Genomic DNA, 19,136 nt, shown 5'->3' on the forward strand with positions numbered 1-19,136 from the left:
CGAGCCTGAATCGGGGGTCACAATGCACTCGAACATGCTCGAACAAGGTTGATCCGAACCGTTCCGGGTTTTGCGCTCGCCGCCCTGTCATTTTCCAGGGTGCGATCACGAGCTGCGCTAACGGCCCGGGTAGACGACGGCTTTGAGTTGGCCTGGCTGCTTGCCGGCTTTGAGGGCCTCTTCGGACTCAGCGAGGGCAAACTTGCCGGTGACCAGGATGTCCAGGTCAACTTTTCGGTCAGCGATGAGCTGGATGGCCAGCGGCCAGGTGTTGGTGTAGCGGAAGACGCCGGAGAGCCAGATCTCCCGGTTCTGGATGAACGAGACGGGCAGCTCGACGTCGTCGGCACCCAGCCCCACCAGGATCACCCGTCCGGCCGGGGCCACTGCCTTGATCCCGGAACGGACCGCCTGCGGTGCGCCGGACGCGTCAATGAACGCGTCGACGTCGAGCCCTTCGACGCTGTCGGTCTTCGCGTTGATGGCGTGCGTGGCGCCGTGTTCCAAGGCGAACGCGAGCCGGTCTTCGGCAATGTCCGAAATGTAGATTTCGGTGGCACCGAAGGCCCGGGCGGCTTGGGCGGCGATAATGCCGATGGGGCCGGCGCCGGTGATCAGGACCCTACTGCCGGGCTTGATCTCCGCACGTTCGCAGGCCCAGAGGCCCACGGAGAGCGGTTCGATAAGGGCGGCTGCCTCGTCGCTGACGCTGTCCGGGATGTCGTAGGCGAAGTCGGACTGGATGGTGACGTATTCGGCGAAGGCGCCGTCGATCGGCGGGGTGGCGTAGAACTCGATGTCCGGGCAGAGGTTGTAGCGGCCTGCCTTGCACTGCTTGCACGTGCGGCAGGGGCGTTGGGGTTCGACGGCGACGCGCTGGCCGATGCGGGCGGGGTCAACGGAATTGCCGACGGCGGCGATCCGGCCGGAAAGTTCATGGCCGAGGATGAGCGGGTGGTCCACCACATACGGGCCGATCCGGCCGTGCTCGTAGTAGTGGACATCGCTGCCGCACACGCCGACGGCGGCAACCTGCACCAGGACCTGGTCGGCGTCGAGCTGCGGGAGGGGCAGGGTTTCCATCGCCATGTCGCCTTGGCTTTTGAGGATGTTGGCGCGCATCGTGGGGGGCAGTCCGGAGCCGGTGGCAGGTGACTGTGCGGTTGTTGTTGTCATCGAAGTAGTCCTTGAAAAAAATTTGTGGTGGGGAACTGGCGGGCTATTTGACAGCGCCGAGGGAGAGTCCCTGGACGAGTTTGTCCTGGGCGGCGAAGCCTGCGAAGAGCACAGGCAGGGAGATCACGACGGCGGCCGCGCAGACTTTGGCGAGGAAGAGTCCCTGCCCGGAGACAAAGCCGGTGAGGAAGACCGGGGCCGTGCCTGCGACAACGCCCGTGAGGACCCTGGCCAGGAGCAGTTCGTTCCAGCTGAAGATGAAGCAGATCAGCGCGGTGGCGGCGATTCCGGGCATAGCGACGGGGGCGATGATCTTGCGGAGGATGAGCAGGAGGTTGGCGCCGTCGATCTGGGCGGCTTCCAGCATTTCTTCCGGCACTTCGGCGAGGAACGAGCGCATCATCCAGACGGCGATGGGCAGGTTCATGGAGGTGTACATCAGGATCAGGAACCAGATGTTGTCCAAGGCCCCCACAGTTCTGGCGAAGAGGTAGAGCGGCAGGATCGCGGCGACGACCGGCATCATTTTGGTGGAGAGGAAGAAGAACATTACGTCGGTCCACTTCTTCACCGGCCGGATCGAGAGCGCGTAAGCGGCCGGGAAGGCCAGGAGCAGCACCAGGACCGTGGACAGGATCGAGGCAGTGGCGGAGTTGATCAACGACGGCCACGGGCTGACGCCGGAGGTTTCGCCGAAGAACTCCCGGTACGCGTCCAGGGTGAGATTCGCGGCGACAGACGGCGGGTTGGTGGCGGCGTCGGTCTCGGAGTGGAACGAGGTGAGGACCATCCACAGGACCGGGACGGCGAAGAGGAGGGCCAGCAGCCAGGCGGCGATGCCGGCGGCGGTGTTGTTGCGGGTGGGGTCCATGCGTGCCTTGCCCCGACGGCGGGTACGGCCGGTGTTGAGTGCGGTGGGACCCGGTGGTGTGTTCTGCGGTGCGGCGGGGGTGAGGGTGCTCATCGTGCTGCCTCCTTCTTGAAGAGTGAAAAGACGGTGCGAAGTGCGAAGGTGGCCACGATGATGGTGCCGATGACCACCACGACGCCGGCGGCGGAAGCCAGGCCGTATTCGTTGGCGAAGTAGAACGTCTGGTAGATGGCGTAGGGCAGGTTCGCGGTGCCCAGTCCCCCGGCAGTGAGGGTGAAGACGGCGTCGAAGTTCTGCACGATGTAGATCGCGCCGAGCAGCCCGCCGAGTTCCAGGTACTGGCGCAGGTGGGGCAGGGTCAGGTGGCGGAAGATCGCCCAGGGTGTGGCGCCGTCCATCTGGGCTGCTTCCACAGTGTCCATGGGGCGGGACTGCAGTCCTGCAAGGAGGATGAGCATCATGAAGGGTGTCCACTGCCACACCAGGGAAAGGATCACAGCCATCATCGGTGCCTGTGAAAGCAGGTCCAGCTGCGGCGCCGCTGTGATGCCGAACAGCGACCAGACCCAGGTCAGGATGCCGTTGATGAGGCCGTAGGTGGGGTTGAGCAGGGCGTGCTTCCAGATCAGGGCCGCGGCCACGGGGACCACCAGGAAAGGGGCGATCAGCAGGGTGCGGGCCAGGCCGCGGCCCATGAACTTCTTATCCAGCAGCAGGGCCAGGCCGAGTCCGATGAGCAGGCTGATGAGCACCACGGAAACAGTGAGGAGGATGGTGGTGAAGATTGCCTGGCGCAGGTCGGGATCGGTGAGGACTGTGGCGTAGTTTTCCAGGCCGGCGAAGGCGGTCTTGTCCGGGCTGAGGCTGTTCCAGTTCAAGAACGAGATGATCAGCGTCACCACGAATGGGAGTTGGGTGACGATGATGAGGAAGAGCAGGGCCGGGAGCAGTGGTGCACGCCGTGCCCAGGCCAGGGCGCGTTCACGTGACCTGGCGTTGCGGGATGGTTTGGCTGCGGTGTGTCCCGGGCGGGAGATGCGCGCCGTTGCGGTAGTCATGATGTTCTCCTGCGGTTCGGTTAAGGCTGCTTGTACTTGTCGCCGACTTTTTGGGCGGCTTGCTGACCCTTGGCCAGCGCGTCAGCCACAGACCCTTGGCCTGCGATGGCGGAGCTCACGCCTTGGGAGACGTTGGTGCCCAGGGCTGCGAATTCGGGGATGCCCACGAACTGGATGCCGACGGCGGGGCGTTCCTGGGCACCGGGGTTCTTGGGATCGGCGTTCTCGATGGCGAAGCGCTCGGCTTCGAAGAACGGCGCCGCCTTCTGGAATTCGGTGTTCTCGTAAGTGGAGATGCGCTTGCCGGATGGGACCTTGGCCCAGCCGAGCTTGTCCGCCACCAGGGCTTCGTAGTCCTTGGAGCTGGCCCAGGCGATGAATTTTTCTGCAGCGTCCTGTTTCCTGGACGCGGCCTGCATGGCCCACGACCAGGTCCAGAGCCAGCCGGAGGACTTGGTTTCCTTCACGGGTGCCTGGGCATAGCCGATCTTGCCCTTCACCGGGGAGTCCTCGGCTTCGAGGGCGCCGGCGGCCGATGTTGCGTCGTACCACATTGCGGTTTTGCTCTGGCTCATGTTGTTCAGGCACTCGGTGAACCCGGCCTGCGCGGCACCGGCTTCGCCGTGCTCGCGGACCAGCGTGGTGTAAAACTCGACTGCTTCGGTGAACTCCGGGGAGTTGACCTGCGCGTTCCAGTCCTTGTCGAACCAGGTCCCGCCGAAGGTGTTCACCACGGTGGTCAGCGGTGCGAAGACCTGGCCCCAGCCCGGTTGGCCGCGGAGGCAGATGCCTTTCATGCCAGGAGTTGCGCCGTCCACCTTAGCGGCGATGGCGGCGACCTCATCCCAGGTGGGCTTGGCAGGCATGGTCAGGCCCTTGGCGTCCAGGATGTCCTTGCGGTACATCAGGAAGGAGGACTCGCCGTAGAACGGTTCGCCGTAAAGCTTGCCGTCCTCACCGGTCAGGGACGCGGTGTAGGCGGGCAGGATGTCGTCCTGCTCAAAGCCAGGATCGGCAGCGACGTCGTCCAGCGGGGCGAGCCATCCATTGGCCGAGTAGAACGGGATCTCGTAGTTGGACAGCGAGGCAACATCGTACTGTCCCGCCTGGCTGGAGAACTCCTGGCTGATCTTAGCCCGGACATCGTTCTCCGGCAGGATGGTGTAGTTGACCCGGATTCCGGTTTCCTTAGTGAAGTTTTCTGCGGTGAGCCTCTGCAGGTCCTCCATCTGGGGGTTGTTCACCATCAGGACGCTGATGCTTTTCGGGTCTCCGGCGGAGTTGCCCCCGCCGGCACCTGCACAGGCCGAGACGCTCATGGCCATGCAGAGGACTCCGGCTGACAGGATTACGGCGCGCGTTTTCGGGCGCATTAAGGACTCCTTTGTTCTTCGGGGAGGTGCGGAGCCGAAATACCTTCACTGCTGCGCAGGGGCGTCGGCTAAACGTGGGCGGTCCATCGGGATCGGATTGGGCCGTTGAAGTACCTCAAGGGTAGGCCCGTGATGCGAGGCACAACTAGCGTCCTGGTTGCCGCTTTCTGATACTAATTTTCTGCCGTGCTTGACGTGTATCGCGCTACTCTGGGGAAGGACCTTGGAAAATGCGTCCAGAATGCATAGGCGCCCGATGGTACGGAGAACCACCATGACTGCCGCGAACACTGCCGATGGAGCCGCCGCCCGGCTGGCCGAGCGGCTGCTGGGCATGCGCGCCAACCGTGAGATAGTTCCACCCGATCCCAAACACTCGGTGCGGTGGGTGGAGCACAGCTATCCCAGTCCAGTGGCACGCTGGAACTACCACCCCGAGTACGAAATCCACCTGATCCGCAAAGGCACAGGCAAGTTCATTGTGGGAGACCACATCGGCACGTTCGAGGCAGGCCATGTGTCTCTCGTCGGATCCGGGCTGCCGCACGACTGGGTCAGCGACCTCGAAGCCGGCGAAGTGCTGGAGAACAGGGACGCAGTGATCCAGTTCGACGGAAAATGGGTGGAACAGACGGCTGAACTGGTCCCTGAAATGGCCGAGGTGAAGCCCCTGCTCGAGCAATCCCAGCGGGGAATCGAATTTCTGGGACCCTCCGCGGCGGCGGCGGCCGCTTCGATCGAGGCGATGGGGGCCAGCGCCGGGCTGGCGCGGCTGGGCCACCTGATGGAACTCTTTGTGGTGCTGGCCCGGGCCCCGCAAAATGAACGACGCTACCTTGCCGACGATTGGTTCCGGCCCCAGCTCGACGGGCAGGCGGCTGCGGTTGTGGACATTGTCCTGGAGTACGTCTTCAGCAACCATGCCGGCAGCGTGAAGATGTCCGAGGCCGCGGAACTGGTGGGTATGACAGAGCCGACCTTTTCGAAGTACTTCAAACGCGCCACGGGCCAGAACTTCAGCGACCTTGTCAGAAAACTCCGGCTGGCCCATGCCAGGCGGCTCCTGGAGCACAGTGACAAGGCTGTTTCCGAGATCTGCTACGAGGTCGGTTTCTCGAATCTGTCCAACTTCAACAGGCATTTTCTCAACGACGCGGGTGAAACTCCGCGGCAGTTCCGGCAGCGTGTCCAGCTCTGAAGGTTTTGCAGCGGCAGCATCGCCCTCATCGTTTTGATGGTGATGCTGTGGGGCCCTCGGGTCAATGATCCGCGTGCAACTCTTCATTGTCACGGGTTCTCCAGCACCGACGGCGAAGGTCTGGCCAAGGACGACCCGAATCACCCGGATGAATGGGGGGTCTTCGTGGGTTGGTGGCCCGGCAAATATGTGCCGACGGACTCATGCGCGTGGCTGGACGCGCTCGTCGAGGTCGGTCCGTCGCCTGATGTCTTCGTTGACGCGATCACGGCGCAGACGTCAACGGCAAGCACTCCCCCCGTCAGGGTCATGTTGGGCGGTTACTCCGGCGTGGAGTTCGACCACGCCGTCAAGGGCGACGTGGACATCACAGCCTGCGACCGCGGCAAGTTCTGCATCCACTCATCACTCTCCCACGAATGCACACGCTGGTACTCGAGCGCCGCTGAACGCGAAACCTACCGGGTGGTCGACATGAACGGCCAGCGCGGAGTGCTTTGGGTGGTCCAATTCCACGAATCGATCAATCCTGACCTGACAAGAGAGGCACGCGCCGTCTTCGACTCGATCGTGTTCAGCAAATGACCAGCCGATGCGTCAGGCGATCCCGCCAGCGGGCGCAGACTCCTACTCAGACCCACCCCAATGTGCCGTGGATGACGCAATAACCACGATCCCGACTACCTGAAAGAGCCCACGAAGCAGCCGTCGCCGCCCATCCAGCGTGGGCTGCCCTGGGCCACGACGCCCGGTCCGCCGCGCTCCTGAAAGCAGCCGACGCCGTCGAACCCTCCGCCGAGGAACTCGCCCGGATAATCAGGTCGCTCATCGCTTCACCAGGGGCCCTTCGAACACGGCATTTCATGGCGATGCGGGCGATCAACCCGGCCTGGTACCGCAGCTGTATGGTTGTGCTGACGAGCAGTATCGGCACGTCCAACACGAGGAAAGCCACGAGGTGCAGGGGTGAACGAATATGAGGCTTCGCTGGTCATCAAGTCCGGAGCGGAACTATTGGCTTCGGCTTCTTCCGACCCCCGCTCGGAAGAAGGCTATGTAGCGGTCAAGGCCAATATCTCGGAAGCACTGGAGTGCATTGCCGAAGCGCTTGGCAACTTTGAAGCCAATTCGGGAGCGCCCAGCCGTTCGACCGGGTGGGTCCAGGACCTTCGCCGCGTAGCAGACGACTTGGCCAGTCGATAGCTGCGAATCGCGATGACAGCGAGCTACCGCGGCAGGCAACCTGCAGACCGCTTTGACAGGGCCGTGTTGGTCTTCAACCCGGGCAAGGCCGGCATGACCGCCAGGATCACCGACCTGCAACGGGAGCTTGCTGCTGGCATACCGGATCTGCAGGTGGATGTGCTGCCCACCGGCTTTGCGGGGCACGCACGGGACCTCGCACGGTCCGCCGCGGCCACAGGGTCCCCGCTCATTGTTTCAGTCAGCGGCGACGGCGGGTACAACGAGGTCGTCAATGGGGTGATGGACGTTCCAGGCAACAAAGCTGTGTGCACCGTCGTCGCGGCAGGTAACGCCAACGACCACCACCGCAGCATGCCTGACAGGCCACTGACGGAGGCTGTCCGGAACGACCCGGTCCGTCACATCGACCTGCTGCGCATTACCTTTGGGGATGGTCAGCGTGAACAGGTCCACTACGCCCACTCGTATATCGGCTTCGGGCTTACGCCGCTGATGGCAATCGGCATCGAGAGCGGCGGAAAGGGCAAAATCCTCGAACTCGTGTCCGTGGCACGCACGCTCACGCACCTAAGTCCGTTCGAGCTCGTCCGGGCAGACGGGGCCACCGCCCGATTGGACAGCCTGATACTGGCCAACATTTCGCGGATGGCAAAGTATGGGACAGTCAGCGAGTCCGTCGGCCCCGATGACGGCCGATTCGAGGTCGTGACGCTACCTCACTCCGGCCGCTGGAAGATGGCCCTGATGACCCTTCGGGCCGTTACCCTGGGACTCGGGAACCAACCAAGCGTCAGCCGATACGCCTTCGCCACACGGGACGCCGTTCCCTGCCAAATCGACGGCGAGGTCAGGCATCTTCCCGCCTCCACCACCGTTCTTGTGGAAAGCTCCAAGGGCGCCCTGGCGGTCATCTAAGCCATGCGTCCCTGGCCGCTACCCGGCAGGCCAGCCACCCGGGAGCCACTGCAGGGACGACGCATTCGTGACCCATCCTGCCGCCACACCTTCCACAATCGGCCCACACTTCGGGATCCGCTCGGCGGCTCCGAGGGCGGGTTAGGCCGGTACCTGTATCGTTCGAAGTCAGGAACCTCTCGGTTCCGCTACAGGAGCAATCATGGCTGACAAATCCCCCCGCCAAACAGCATCCAAGAAGTCCGCAAAAACCATCAAGGAAAAGCGCGCCGACAAAAAGGCCGCGGCGGCACCCCCCTCATCCGGGGACAAGGCCACCGCCAAGTCGACCAGCCCCACCAGGAAGTGACCGGCATGACCGGTTACCTAAGCCTCGGCGTCCTGTCCGGCACCCGAAAACCTGACGAACGGCGCCTGCCGATTCACCCGCTTCACCTGAGCCGGATCGACCCCGAAATCCGGCAGCACCTGATATTCGAGGAAGGTTACGGCGAGCGTTTCGGCCTGCCGGACTCCCACCTGGCACCACTCGTGGGCCGCATCGCCCCGCGGGCTCAACTGTTGGAGGAGGCCGACATCGTCCTCCTGCCCAAGCCGCAGCCCGAAGACCTCGCCGAACTCCATGACGGTCAGGTCCTCTGGGGTTGGCCGCACTGCGTCCAAGACCGGGCCATTACCCAGCTGGCGATCGACAAGAAACTCACGCTGATTGCTTTCGAGGCGATGAACCACTGGGCCAGCGATGGCGGATTCGGGCTGCACGTCTTCCACAAGAACAACGAACTGGCGGGCTACTGCTCCGTGCTGCACTCCCTGGCCCTGACCGGCTCCACTGGAGACTATGGCCCGCGACTCAGCGCCGTCGTCATCGGCTTCGGCGCAACAGCCCGAGGCGCCGTCACGGCCCTCAACGCCCACGGCATCCATGACGTCCAGGTCCTGACCAACCGCGGCATCGCCGCCGTGGGCTCGCCCATCCATTCCGTTCGGATCGTCCAGTTCGATCACGACCCCAAAGCACCCTTCCTCAGCGAGGTCATCACTGAACGAGGGCGGGTCCCACTGGCGCCCTTCCTCGCCGCCAGTGACATCGTGGTCAACTGCACCCTGCAAAACCCCAACGCACCCCTGACGTACCTGCGGGCCGAGGACCTGGACGCTTTCCGGCCCGGAAGCCTGATCGTGGATGTTTCCTGCGATGAAGGTATGGGCTTCAGCTGGGCGAAAACCACCACCTTCGCCGAACCGATGTTCACCGTTGGTGACCACATCGATTACTACGCGGTGGACCACAGCCCCTCATACCTCTGGAAATCCTCCAGCTGGGAGATCAGCGAAGCACTGCTGCCCTTCCTGGAAACCGTGATCACCGGCCCTACAGCGTGGACGGAAAACGAGACCATCAGCCGTGCGATCGAAATCCGCGACGGCGTGGTCCTGAACCAGGACGTGCTGCAGTTCCAGCACCGGCAGCGGGAATACCCGCACATCCCACTGCCCGCATAAAAGTCGACACCACTTCATCGCCTGCGGTGGGCGGTCGGTTTCCCGCTTGCTGCGGGCGGTTTGCTGGCCCGTGCATGTAAAGGGCGAACCTGCTGGGCTTGACTGACATGTGTGCAGGGCGCGGATCCCCGTCTTGTGCTTCTCACCTGTCCAGGCGTATCGCTCGTGCCAAACTTTCAGCTGAGAGAATTGCGATGGCGGCTAAGGGTAAGTGCACAACCGATGAGGAATAGCGCTGGGACTGAACTTCACAACGGAGTAGAGCCGTCAGTCATCACGCGTCTGAAAGCGGCCCAGGGGCTATTCGTCTGCTCTCTCAGCTGTTGGGTCGCCACCGGGGCTGGTTGCCCGGTTTATGATTTCCCGGGCGATGGCATGTACCTTCAGGTTCTTGTCCTGACTCATTTGGTTCATCAGCTCGTATGCTCTGTCCGCGCTGATCCCGGTTTTTCCCATGAGGATGCCCTTGGCTTGCTCGATGAAGTCCCGATTAAGCGCCGATGCGGCCACGGCTTCGGTGGCGAGCTGGTGCCGGTCGGTATGGATGGACTGCGTAATGTCAGCTACCGCGCCCCAAACGCCCACCGGTGTGCTGCCGTCGAGGATATAGTCCGCTGTCAAGAGCAGCTTGTGCTGCCGATCTTTACGGTCCCGGATGGAGATGTAAATCGAGGAAGGGCCACCATGGGACGACACATGATCCCAGTATGCCTGGACCGCTTCCCGGTCCTCAGGCTCAATATGGGCCAGCGCCATCTCCATTGACGGAACGACGTCCCCGCGCTCATAGCCGTAGATCCGGTAAAGCCCGTCAGACCAGTGAAACCGGTCATCGGCGAAGGAGTATTCGACCAGTCCCGTGGGGCAGTCAAGAAAAGCATGGTGCGGAAGGTTACTGGACGCACTCTCGCCCAGGGAAACATGGGATGACAAACAAGGACCATTCGACGCGACGGGAGCCAGCCCCCCTGCTGAGCCGGAATTCAAGAGATAGATTACAACAACCGCCCGGCAAGCATGACGCACAGGACGTGCGTCACGATTCGAGTCTGGGGATTGGCGCAGAACCCCCGTGAGGGGCGTTCGGGAAAAGACCAACGGGCATGCCCCGGGCCGGCTGCTGAAAGTCTGCCGCCCCTGGATGCCTTCTTCTTCATGCCGTATAAAGGTCAGCTGATGGAGCATCCTGCCCACAGGGACAACGCCGGGTTGTCCTCATTCATTTATGAGCAGTGAGCCGTGGTGCTTTAGCGGGTCCTGCGCAGAAATTCGGCAACGCTTGGCTCATACCAGAAGATGGCTGACGCTTCCGGACACGGACTATCAAGCTCCCGGTGAAGGGCGTCTAAACGGAGTGCCGGCTTTTCGAAGCGCACGACGGCGGTGAACCCGTCAGGGTGAGCGACTCGATGTAGCCGGGCAGCAGGGTGGCCCGTTCGGGAAGTTGTTCAGGGCATCGTCCCCCCTGTCCGGTCGCCGAGTAGCCCCCATCCTCACCGTTGAGGCCATAAGCTCTCTATCACGCTCCCGTCCTCTGACGAACACCGCGCAGGCACCGGACGTGTCCTGACGGTCCTTGCGGGGCCCCCGCTAGACTGGGCCGGTAAGGACGGATTGGGGGATCCAGAGCGGCTCAGACCGCTGCTCCGCTGGTCGGTCGCAGCCAGTGCAGCAAAGAGGGTTCCGTTGACATTTTTCCAGAGCTTCCCCGTTCCCCATTCTGAGCCCCGGCCGCGGTCAACCCGGCACGAACCGCCTCCGTGGATGGGGCCACCCACCTACTACGAGCTGCCCGCGGCCGTGCACTTGGGCAGGTTTCTGCACCGCAGTCCGAGCCTTGTCATGGCTGTTCGCAGTGCGGAAGTGTTCTCCACGGGCTGCTCCGTCAGCTTGTCCTGGCTCATCCGGCGCGGAGAGCAGGACGACGAGGACTGGTCTGCGCTGCACTCCATGTTCTTCCAGTTCGGCCCCGGCCCTCTCCGCGGCCAGACCCGAACGACGGGCCTGATGTTCGGCATCGAGCTCCCCGACGGGTCCAAGGCCAGCAGTGGGCTTCATAGCCCCTACGGATTCCGAGGCAATGAGAAGGAACCAGAGCCTCCAACGATCGTCCTGAACAATGGCGGCGGTGGCGGTGGGGAGGATGAACTGACCGGGACGGGCAACCTGTGGATATGGCCCCTGCCTCCCGCCGGAGAACTGCGTCTCCTGGCGCAGTGGCTCGACTTTGGGCTCCCGGAGACCTCCGTCGTCCTGGACGGCACAAAGCTGCGGGAGGCCGCCACCAACGTGCAAATGAATTGGCCCGAGAAAGGATCAGCATGATGCCCCTCGACAGCCTGGTCCTGACTGTGGTCATTGCGGCCGTCTTCTTCTACGTCCTCTACAGTGTCATCCGCGCCGCTGTACGTGACGGTATCCTCCAAGCGGACGGGCGGCGGGAGCAGAAGAGCCAGGTCGAGTTCACCAGCGGAGACGAGCGATGAGCGCACGTGCCTGGCTCGGCGCCATCACCGGGATGATTGTCGCAGTCTTTACAATTTCCTACGTTCTGGAGTTACTCGGGATGGCCCCTAACGGCACGGAAACCCGAATGGTCGTCGTTCTGCTCTCGGCGGCAACCTGGGCAATTGTCCGCTGGACCTCCAGTAGAAGGGGCGCCAACCCCACCTTGGACGTATAAGGGTGAAACGGGGCAAAGAGCCGTCGTGGCCCTGGAGCGAAGCGTGGCCCTGGGCAGTGGGCATTCTTGTGGTGACATTCTTCGTGCTCCCGTGGTCCCTCATGGAGGTTGGCCGCTGCGTCGATTACGTGCCCGGCTACGGGGAAAGCTTCTGTGAAAGTGGTCCTGTCATCGGACGGCCGGCCGCCACGATAGTAGGAGCCATGTCAGCCCTCCTCATCCTCTATTTCCTGTACCGGATAATCGGAGCCCTCGTGCGGCGGAGACGGATGGGCCGCCGTGAAGCGGCCCTGAAGGATCTGGTGGCGTTTAGTCAGCCCCTCACCGGCGTACGGAGCAGCATTGCCGGCAGCGGCCGAACTGGCGTCAGGCCCGTCATCCTCACAGTCCACCACCTCCAGCACGTGTTGGCACGCTACGTCGCCGGAGACCTGGACGATGCCTCCCTCGAGGAATGGGCCCAGACGGTCCAGTCACTGGATGACATCAGGTTCGATGCCAATGACCGGGACCTCATCGCCCAGGCAATCTTCGAGTTGTCGACCCCAGAGCCTTTCGAGCGCCTGCCTGCGATCGTTGCCAGGTTGCGCCTGAAACTGAATTCTCGCGGGAACGGCACGACGGGATAGCCAGCGAGTGGCGCACAGTCCTGCACTTTTCGGGTCGGCAATCCGCCCAGAGCGTATCGCCCCGCACACGCCCCCATAGGCTCAGGTCAAAAGCTGCGATGCCTCTCGGTGCTGCCCCTGGAAAGGACTCGCGACCCAGCAGGTCTACTCCCCCGCGATGCTCATCTTTCCGTTTCAGCAGGCAGCAGTCTTCGAGAGTCCGATCCGGTGGCTATCGGCCTGCGGCGGACGAGTCTACATCGTCGGAATGGTCTTCGTTGGACGTGACTTCCGGCGGTCGGGCCAGTTCCCCATACTTGATCGCTTTGAACAACCCGGTAGTTTCCTTTAGCCGTCGACGGCCTTCCGGTCCATGGATTTGAGTGCGGCGAGGCGGGCTTCCACTTCGGTCTGCTCGCCGAGGTCTTCAAGGGAGGCGAACTGGGCGTCCAGGGAAGAGGCGGCGATTTCCTGCTGGCCGCGGACGGTGGCTTCCTGGCGGCGGATGTTCTCCTCGTACCGGCCAATGGCCGACGTCGGGTCCCCGGTGTCCAGGGCCTTGAGGGCGTCGTTGACTTGGGATTGGGTGGCGGCGACCCGCGCCCGGTTGACCAGCTCGTTGCGCTTGGCGGTCAGCTCCCCGAGCTTGCCACGCATCTGGTCCAGGCCGCTCTTGAGTTTGTCGACGACCTCGTTCTGCGCGGCCAGGCCCGGCGCTTGGGCCTGGGCGGTGGTTTCGGCGGCCATCTGCCGCTGAAGAGCCAGCCGGGCAAGGGCATCGAACTTGTCCGCATCACCGCTGTTGCCGGCAGCCCGGAACTCGTCAGCCTTGCGGGACGCAGCGATCGCCTTGCTGCCCCAAGAGTTGGCTTCGTTCACGGCCCGGTTGTGGTCGTCTTCAGCCATCCGGAGGTTGCCGATCGTCTGCGCGACCGCGGCCTCTGCCTCGCGGATGTTGTTCGAGTAGTCACGGACCATCTGGTCAAGCAACTTCTGGGGATCCTCAGCCGAGTCCAAGAGGGCGTTCAGGTTAGCCTTGGCGAGCTGGGCGACGCGGGTGAAAATACTCTGCTTCACGAGGGTCTTTCTATCGGGGACAGCATTCGCATTCTATGTGTCCGGCTACAGCCGCGGCCAACGCCGGGACGGGGATACCTGCATGGTCACCCTTCGCGCGGCCGTCACTGCCTGGTCGAGTCCAGAACCAAGGTGTGGACCCCACAGGTGAGTTGCAGGCCGGTGATGGCATCGTTCAGTTGGCAGTGCTGGTCCTTCACCCGTGGCCCTCCGGAGAGTTCGGGTGCGCTGCGGATCCACTTGTAGTGGTGGGCGTCGTATTCGGTGTAGATGTCGACGGCATCACCGTCGAAACCGTCCTGCGTGACAAGAACTGACCGTCCGTCGGCTGCCGTGATCTTCATGGTGTCGCTGACCCCCAACGCGCCAAGGCCGGAGAAAAGAAGCATGAGGCCGAAGTACGGCACGCAGGCGACACCAGCGACGCCCGCGGCCCAGCCTACGACCCGCCGTGGGACCTTTCTTGGGATGCGCCTGATCAACGCCGGCAGAAGCGAGGACAGCCCGACAGCCCCGCAGAGGATTGCCACCACCAGAAACCACGAAGCGATGGAGTGCCCAGGGAAGCCAACGTAGAGGAGCAGCTTCTCCCTGGCACCAGCTCGGTATTCGTCGTAGATGGCTTGGTACGCCCAAGCGCAGAAAGCCGCTGCGATGATGAGGACGGTCCCCCACACTTCACGACGGGTCGGCCGCGTTCTCCAGCCAATCATCGGCGAAACTTCAGGCGGTCTGCCATGTCTGGGCCCCCGATCCAGTACAGGAGGTTCGTAGTCTTCTTGAGTAGCCAACCTGACTTTGGCCACTTGTTCAAACCCGCTTACTGACAGCCTTTCAAGATGCCGACCATGGCGTCGTGCTCTGCCTGGGTGATGCAGAGCTAGAAAGCACCGCCCACCAAAACAACCTCAGGATGCAATAAGTACGGAGTGACAACAGCAAACTTGCTTGGCTGCAACAGCTACGTCAATCACTGGAGGATAAGACCCGCCCGCTCGACTGCAGTCAGTCGATTAGCGCTACGCCGAACTCAGCGACGACGGCCCGCAATTCCCTGAGGTAGCTCTGCGCTTGGTCGGTGAGCGGAATCGCAGCGTGGCCGATCCAGCCGATCTCGATGCGTTCGTCAACGTCGAGCGGGATGGCAACGATCAAAGGGTCGAGCTGCCCGCTGATAATGCCGGTCGAGATTGTGTATCCGTGGAGCCCGATCATGAGGTTGAAAATTGTCGCACGGTCAGAGACCCGGATCTCCTGTTTGCTGGACAGGGTTGAGAGAATCTCCTCGGCGAAGTAAAAGGAGTTGTTCGCACCCTGATCGAAGGTAAGCCGCGGCAAGCCGGCGAGATCGGCGAGAGTTGCACGCTCTTTTGAGGCGAGCGGGTGGTTCCGTGAAATGAAAATGTGCGGATCGGCGAGGAAAAGCGGTGTGAACGCAAGCCCGGATTCCCGAAGCAGCTTGTCGATGATCTTCCGGTTGAAATCGTTCCGGTAGAGGATGCCTAACTCGCTGCGGAGCGTCCGGACATCCTCAATGATGTCCCAAGTGCGGGACTCCCGGAGCGAGAACTCGTATTCGGCCACCTCACTGGCCTTGACCATCCGGACGAAGGCGTCCACCGCGAACGAGTAGTGCTGCGTTGAGACCCCGAGCAGACGCCGCCTCGGTGGCCTGCCAAGGTAGCGCTGCTCGAGGAGAGCGAACTGCTCCACGACCTGCCTCGCATAGCCGAGGAACTCTACCCCGTCGGCGGTGAGGGTGACCCCGCGGGCGGAGCGAACCAGGAGCGCACGGCCCACCCGGGCCTCAAGGTCCTTCATCGCTGCGGACATTGTTGGCTGTGCTACGTAGAGAAGATCGGCAGCCGCGGAGATCGATCCCTCAGCTGCAACTTCAATAAAGTAGCGGAGCTGCTGCAGGGTCAGTCCGCTGGATAGCTGTGCCATAGGCAAAGTCTATATGAACGCATAGTAGCGCCTAGTTACCCGATACCCCCTGAAAGGTTGCACCATGGAGACGTCCCCTTCTGGAAGGCCGTCTCCGGCCCATCAACAACGGATTGGCAGCGCATGGCAGACGACTTTACCTTCAAGATCACCACCACCCGCTTCGACGAGGACTATTCCCCGTCGGAAGGCTCCAGGATCACCACGAATTTCGCCAACCTCGCACGGGGCGAGCACCGCCAGGAGAACCTCCGCAACGCCTTGACCATGATGCGGCGCCGCTTCAACGATCTCGCAGACTGGGACAACCCGGACCGGGACCGCTACACGCTCGAGCTTAATATCGTCTCCGTGCAGATACAGTTCACCGCGGAAGGTACGGATCAGCAGTTCCCCCTGTTCGAGGTTCTCGACATCCAGATCGTCGACCTGCTGAACGGGGTCCGCCACCAGGGGATTGTGGGGAACAATTTCTCCTCCTACGTCCGTGACTTTGACTTCAGCGTCGTACTGCCGGCCGCAGCAGGTGATTCCGGCAAGCCCACCGTTCCCGAGGACTTCGGCGATCTTCACGGCAAACTGTTCCAGCACTTCCTCGATTCCCCGGAATGCCAGGAACGCTTCCCGCAGCCGCCAGTGGTCTGTATCAGCGTCTCCACGAGCAAAACGTACCAGCGCACGGGGAACCGTCACCCGGTCCTGGGCGTCGAGTACCAGCAGGACGACTTCTCGCTGACGGACGCGTACTTCGCAAAGATGGGGCTGAAGGTCCGCTACTTCATGCCCCGAGGCAGCGTTGCGCCGCTCGCCTTCTATTTCCGCGGCGACCTGCTCAATGACTACTCCAACCTGCAGCTGATCGGCACGATCAGCACCATGGAGACGTTCCAGAAGATCTACCGCCCGGAGGTCTACAACGCGAACTCCGCCGCCGCCGTCGTCTACCAGCCGAGCCTGGGCGAGCAGGATTACTCGCGGACCCAGATCGCTTACGACCGCGTCGAGCGCAGCCAGCTTGCGATCACACAGGCGAAGTACACGGAGGAGCACTTCATCACGCCCCACAAGGATCTATTGGACCAGTGGACCGCCAACTACCCCGCCCTCGTCAACTGACCCACGGAGAATCGTCAATCATGAACACACTCTTGCCCACCACCGTTGTCGGTAGCTTGCCGAAACCATCGTGGCTCGCACAGCCTGAGACTCTTTGGTCCCCGTGGAAGCTGGAGGGAGATGCGCTGCGCGAGGGGAAAGAGGATGCGCTGCGCATCGCAATCCACGAGCAGAGCCGGCGCGGCATCGACATCGTCAGCGACGGCGAGCAAACCCGCCAGCACTTCGTCACGACCTTCATCGAGAATCTCAGCGGGGTCGACTTTGAACAGCGCAAGACTGTGCGCATCCGCGATCGCTATGACGCCAGCGTACCGACCGTCGTCGGGCCGGTGCACCGCGAGCGGCCGGTATTCGTGGAAGACGCAAAGTTCCTCCGCGCAACCACCGACAAGCCGATCAAATGGACGCTTCCCGGCCCAATGACGATGGTGGACACGCTTTACGATGACCACTACAAGAGCCGCGAGAAGCTGGCCTGGGAGTTCGCCACGATCCTCAACCAGGAGGCAAAAGAACTGGAGGCGGCCGGCGTGGACATCATCCAGTTCGACGAGCCCGCGTTCAATGTCTTCCTCGATGAGGTCAAGGACTGGGGCGTGGCTGCGCTTGAGAGAGCAGCGGAAGGGCTGCGCGCGGAGACCGCCGTGCATATCTGCTACGGCTACGGGATCAAGGCAAATAATGACTGGAAGGCGACGCTCGGCTCCCAGTGGCGGCAGTATGAAGAAACGTTCCCGCTGCTTCAGAGGTCCAGCATCGACATCATCTCTCTGGAATCCCAGAACTCCCACGTGCCCATGGACCTCATCGAGCTCCTGCGCGGCAAGAAGGTCATGCTCGGGGCAATCGACGTTGCAAGCGAGACCATCGAGACCCCGGAGGAGGTCGCCGACACCCTCCGCAAGGCCCTGCAGTTCGTCGATGCGGACAAGCTCATCCCCAGCTCCAACTGCGGCATGGCACCGTTTCCCCGGGACGTCGCACTGGCCAAGCTGAGTGCTCTCAGCGCAGGTACGAGCATCGTTCGGGAGGAACTCGCCCGCTCCGCCCCCAGGGCGTCATAACGATGTTTCACGCCTACCCGGCAGACACGTGGCTCGAGGCTCCGAAGCAAAGCGTGCCATCCTCCCTCTCGGCCGACGAATTCAAAGCACTGTTCCGTGGCCATCCGGGAGGTGTCGCTGTCGTCACGGCTGATGCCGGCGAAGGACCGGTGGCGCTGACAGTATCGTCGGTGGTTTCAGTGAGTGCGGAACCTCCGCTGCTGATTTTCTCGGTCTCGGCGCTGTCCTCTGCGTCCGAGGTTCTTTCACGCGCCGAAACGGTCGTGGTGCACCTGCTGGACGCGCACGACGTCGGCTTGGCGAAGTTTGGAGCGACCCCCGGCGTCGACCGCTTTGACCAGACGCACCGCTGGTCGGCCCTTGAAACCGGTGAAGCGGTGTATGACGATGTCCGCGCCTGGGTGCGCTGCGCCGTCATCAACCGCATGGAGGTGGGGACCTCCACCATCGTCGCCGTTCACGCCCTGGAATCCCGCGTGATGCGTGACGTCCAGGCGGGCGAACCCGGCGACGCTCTGGTCTACCACAACCGCTCATGGCACCGACTGGGCGAGCATTCCAAGCTTCGGGGCTGAGCGCCGCGCTAACCGTTCTGGGGAGAAAGCCGTAGGGCTTACGACGGCGGGAGGATGACTCCCGCCGTCGTCCTCGATAAAGTCGGTGCGTCCACCGCCTTCCCGCGGTTCCTCCAGCGGTAGCCCACGGGGGGCTTTCGGAGCCATGATGTCACTATGACTGATCCCCAACGGAAGCTGTCCACCGCCGAGCTTGCCGAAGCCGGACTCACCGGCTGGCACCTGACCGGTGACGCCCTCACCGCCACCTTCAGGACCCGAAAGTTCTCGACCGGCCTGGAGTTCGTCAACCGCATTGGCGCCTCCGCCGAGGAGGCCAACCACCATCCCGACCTCACGCTCACTTACCTGGAGGTCAGCGTCACTCTCTCAAGCCACGATGTCGGCGGGATTACCAGCCGCGACATCGACCTCGCCCGCACCATCAGCGGCCATGCCTCGGACCTCGGGGTCGCCGCCGCGGAGTGATTTGGCGCCGACAGGTCAGGTCTTAGTTCGATACACCGCATGGTGGTGTTCCAAAAGTTCGTGCTTGTGATGGAGCAAAAACTCATGCCTGTAGTGAAGTCCTACCCACGATGACGCAATAATCTCGTCGATAAAACTCGCTGGCTGCGACGGTGCTTGTTCAGTCTTGAGCACCGGCTCCGGCTCATTCGATGGTGTCCCGTTGATCGGACTGCTGGTGCGAAATAAGCGGTGCAGAATCATCGTCTCTCATCTCGGTCCATAGGTGGTGAGAGCAGGTGCCCGGACCAGA

Annotated in this window: 21 protein-coding genes; 13 read left to right on the forward strand and 8 right to left on the reverse strand. The window is 62.6% G+C overall.

Annotated elements, in window-relative coordinates:
* Positions 1-117 precede the first annotated feature (117 nt).
* The 4 genes from AC1DBN_RS02500 to AC1DBN_RS02515 are packed head-to-tail and all read right to left on the reverse strand — an operon-like array spanning position 118 to position 4,478.
* Positions 118-1,176: an NAD(P)-dependent alcohol dehydrogenase gene (locus tag AC1DBN_RS02500; RefSeq protein ID WP_477722514.1), complete on the reverse strand. Its 1,059-nt coding sequence runs from the start codon at positions 1,174-1,176 to the stop codon at positions 118-120.
* A 43-nt stretch (positions 1,177-1,219) separates the two neighbouring features.
* Positions 1,220-2,140 (reverse strand): carbohydrate ABC transporter permease, encoded by a 921-nt coding sequence (locus AC1DBN_RS02505; protein ID WP_091719796.1) that lies wholly within the window; start codon positions 2,138-2,140, stop codon positions 1,220-1,222.
* Positions 2,137-3,105 carry a carbohydrate ABC transporter permease gene (locus AC1DBN_RS02510; protein WP_091719793.1) on the reverse strand — a complete coding sequence of 323 codons (969 nt, stop codon included), beginning with the start codon at positions 3,103-3,105 and terminating at the stop codon, positions 2,137-2,139. The genes AC1DBN_RS02505 and AC1DBN_RS02510 overlap by 4 nt, the downstream gene beginning before the upstream one ends.
* 20 nt (positions 3,106-3,125) lie before the next feature.
* Complete coding sequence (locus AC1DBN_RS02515; protein ID WP_091719790.1) at positions 3,126-4,478, reverse strand: ABC transporter substrate-binding protein; 1,353 nt, start codon at positions 4,476-4,478, stop codon at positions 3,126-3,128.
* Positions 4,479-4,752: 274 nt separating this feature from the next.
* On the opposite strand from AC1DBN_RS02515, the gene AC1DBN_RS02520 reads away from it, so the two are divergent.
* The 6 genes from AC1DBN_RS02520 to AC1DBN_RS02545 all read left to right on the forward strand — a co-directional run bounded on the left by AC1DBN_RS02520 (position 4,753) and on the right by AC1DBN_RS02545 (position 9,303).
* Complete coding sequence (locus AC1DBN_RS02520) at positions 4,753-5,676, forward strand: AraC family transcriptional regulator (protein ID WP_091719787.1); 924 nt, start codon at positions 4,753-4,755, stop codon at positions 5,674-5,676.
* Between the two features lie 165 nt (positions 5,677-5,841).
* The gene (locus AC1DBN_RS02525; protein WP_231994255.1) at positions 5,842-6,261 is read left to right on the forward strand and encodes a hypothetical protein; all 420 of its coding nucleotides are present in this window, start codon (positions 5,842-5,844) and stop codon (positions 6,259-6,261) included.
* Between the two features lie 381 nt (positions 6,262-6,642).
* Positions 6,643-6,879, forward strand: coding sequence for a hypothetical protein (locus tag AC1DBN_RS02530; protein ID WP_197676713.1), 237 nt, complete (start codon positions 6,643-6,645; stop codon positions 6,877-6,879).
* Positions 6,880-6,891: 12 nt separating this feature from the next.
* Positions 6,892-7,797 carry a diacylglycerol/lipid kinase family protein gene (locus AC1DBN_RS02535; protein WP_091719784.1) on the forward strand — a complete coding sequence of 302 codons (906 nt, stop codon included), beginning with the start codon at positions 6,892-6,894 and terminating at the stop codon, positions 7,795-7,797.
* Between the two features lie 202 nt (positions 7,798-7,999).
* A complete protein-coding gene (locus AC1DBN_RS02540) occupies positions 8,000-8,146 on the forward strand; it encodes a hypothetical protein (protein WP_172829950.1) in 147 nt (48 codons plus the stop codon).
* 5 nt (positions 8,147-8,151) lie between these two features.
* Complete coding sequence (locus AC1DBN_RS02545; protein WP_390896644.1) at positions 8,152-9,303, forward strand: N(5)-(carboxyethyl)ornithine synthase; 1,152 nt, start codon at positions 8,152-8,154, stop codon at positions 9,301-9,303.
* 300 nt (positions 9,304-9,603) lie between these two features.
* Here AC1DBN_RS02545 and AC1DBN_RS02550 read toward each other — a convergent pair whose 3' ends face one another.
* Complete coding sequence (locus AC1DBN_RS02550; protein ID WP_091719779.1) at positions 9,604-10,236, reverse strand: PAS and ANTAR domain-containing protein; 633 nt, start codon at positions 10,234-10,236, stop codon at positions 9,604-9,606.
* 909 nt (positions 10,237-11,145) lie between these two features.
* Between AC1DBN_RS02550 and AC1DBN_RS02555 the strand changes: the two genes are divergently transcribed.
* The 3 genes from AC1DBN_RS02555 to AC1DBN_RS02565 all read left to right on the forward strand — a co-directional run bounded on the left by AC1DBN_RS02555 (position 11,146) and on the right by AC1DBN_RS02565 (position 12,615).
* Entirely contained in the window at positions 11,146-11,628 is a 483-nt protein-coding gene (locus AC1DBN_RS02555; protein ID WP_091723964.1) for a hypothetical protein, read from the forward strand.
* Positions 11,628-11,789 carry a hypothetical protein gene (locus tag AC1DBN_RS02560; protein ID WP_172829948.1) on the forward strand — a complete coding sequence of 54 codons (162 nt, stop codon included), beginning with the start codon at positions 11,628-11,630 and terminating at the stop codon, positions 11,787-11,789. The genes AC1DBN_RS02555 and AC1DBN_RS02560 overlap by 1 nt, the downstream gene beginning before the upstream one ends.
* A gap of 400 nt (positions 11,790-12,189) precedes the next feature.
* Positions 12,190-12,615 (forward strand): hypothetical protein, encoded by a 426-nt coding sequence (locus AC1DBN_RS02565; protein WP_157693451.1) that lies wholly within the window; start codon positions 12,190-12,192, stop codon positions 12,613-12,615.
* 327 nt (positions 12,616-12,942) lie between these two features.
* Here AC1DBN_RS02565 and AC1DBN_RS02570 read toward each other — a convergent pair whose 3' ends face one another.
* The 3 genes from AC1DBN_RS02570 to AC1DBN_RS02580 all read right to left on the reverse strand — a co-directional run bounded on the left by AC1DBN_RS02570 (position 12,943) and on the right by AC1DBN_RS02580 (position 15,618).
* Positions 12,943-13,671: a PspA/IM30 family protein gene (locus AC1DBN_RS02570; protein ID WP_477722515.1), complete on the reverse strand. Its 729-nt coding sequence runs from the start codon at positions 13,669-13,671 to the stop codon at positions 12,943-12,945.
* A 104-nt stretch (positions 13,672-13,775) separates the two neighbouring features.
* Entirely contained in the window at positions 13,776-14,060 is a 285-nt protein-coding gene (locus AC1DBN_RS02575) for a hypothetical protein (RefSeq protein ID WP_314213309.1), read from the reverse strand.
* Positions 14,061-14,676: 616 nt separating this feature from the next.
* Positions 14,677-15,618: a LysR family transcriptional regulator gene (locus AC1DBN_RS02580; protein WP_477722516.1), complete on the reverse strand. Its 942-nt coding sequence runs from the start codon at positions 15,616-15,618 to the stop codon at positions 14,677-14,679.
* Positions 15,619-15,741: 123 nt separating this feature from the next.
* On the opposite strand from AC1DBN_RS02580, the gene AC1DBN_RS02585 reads away from it, so the two are divergent.
* From AC1DBN_RS02585 to AC1DBN_RS02600, 4 genes are all read left to right on the forward strand, one after another.
* A complete protein-coding gene (locus AC1DBN_RS02585) occupies positions 15,742-16,734 on the forward strand; it encodes a DUF1852 domain-containing protein (protein WP_091719763.1) in 993 nt (330 codons plus the stop codon).
* A gap of 20 nt (positions 16,735-16,754) precedes the next feature.
* Positions 16,755-17,801, forward strand: coding sequence for a methionine synthase (locus AC1DBN_RS02590; RefSeq protein ID WP_091719761.1), 1,047 nt, complete (start codon positions 16,755-16,757; stop codon positions 17,799-17,801).
* A gap of 2 nt (positions 17,802-17,803) precedes the next feature.
* A complete protein-coding gene (locus AC1DBN_RS02595) occupies positions 17,804-18,376 on the forward strand; it encodes a flavin reductase family protein (protein ID WP_314213314.1) in 573 nt (190 codons plus the stop codon).
* Between the two features lie 156 nt (positions 18,377-18,532).
* Positions 18,533-18,844, forward strand: coding sequence for a 4a-hydroxytetrahydrobiopterin dehydratase (locus AC1DBN_RS02600; protein ID WP_091719755.1), 312 nt, complete (start codon positions 18,533-18,535; stop codon positions 18,842-18,844).
* Positions 18,845-19,136 lie beyond the last annotated feature (292 nt).

Source organism: Pseudarthrobacter sp. 10T415 (assembly GCF_056394175.1).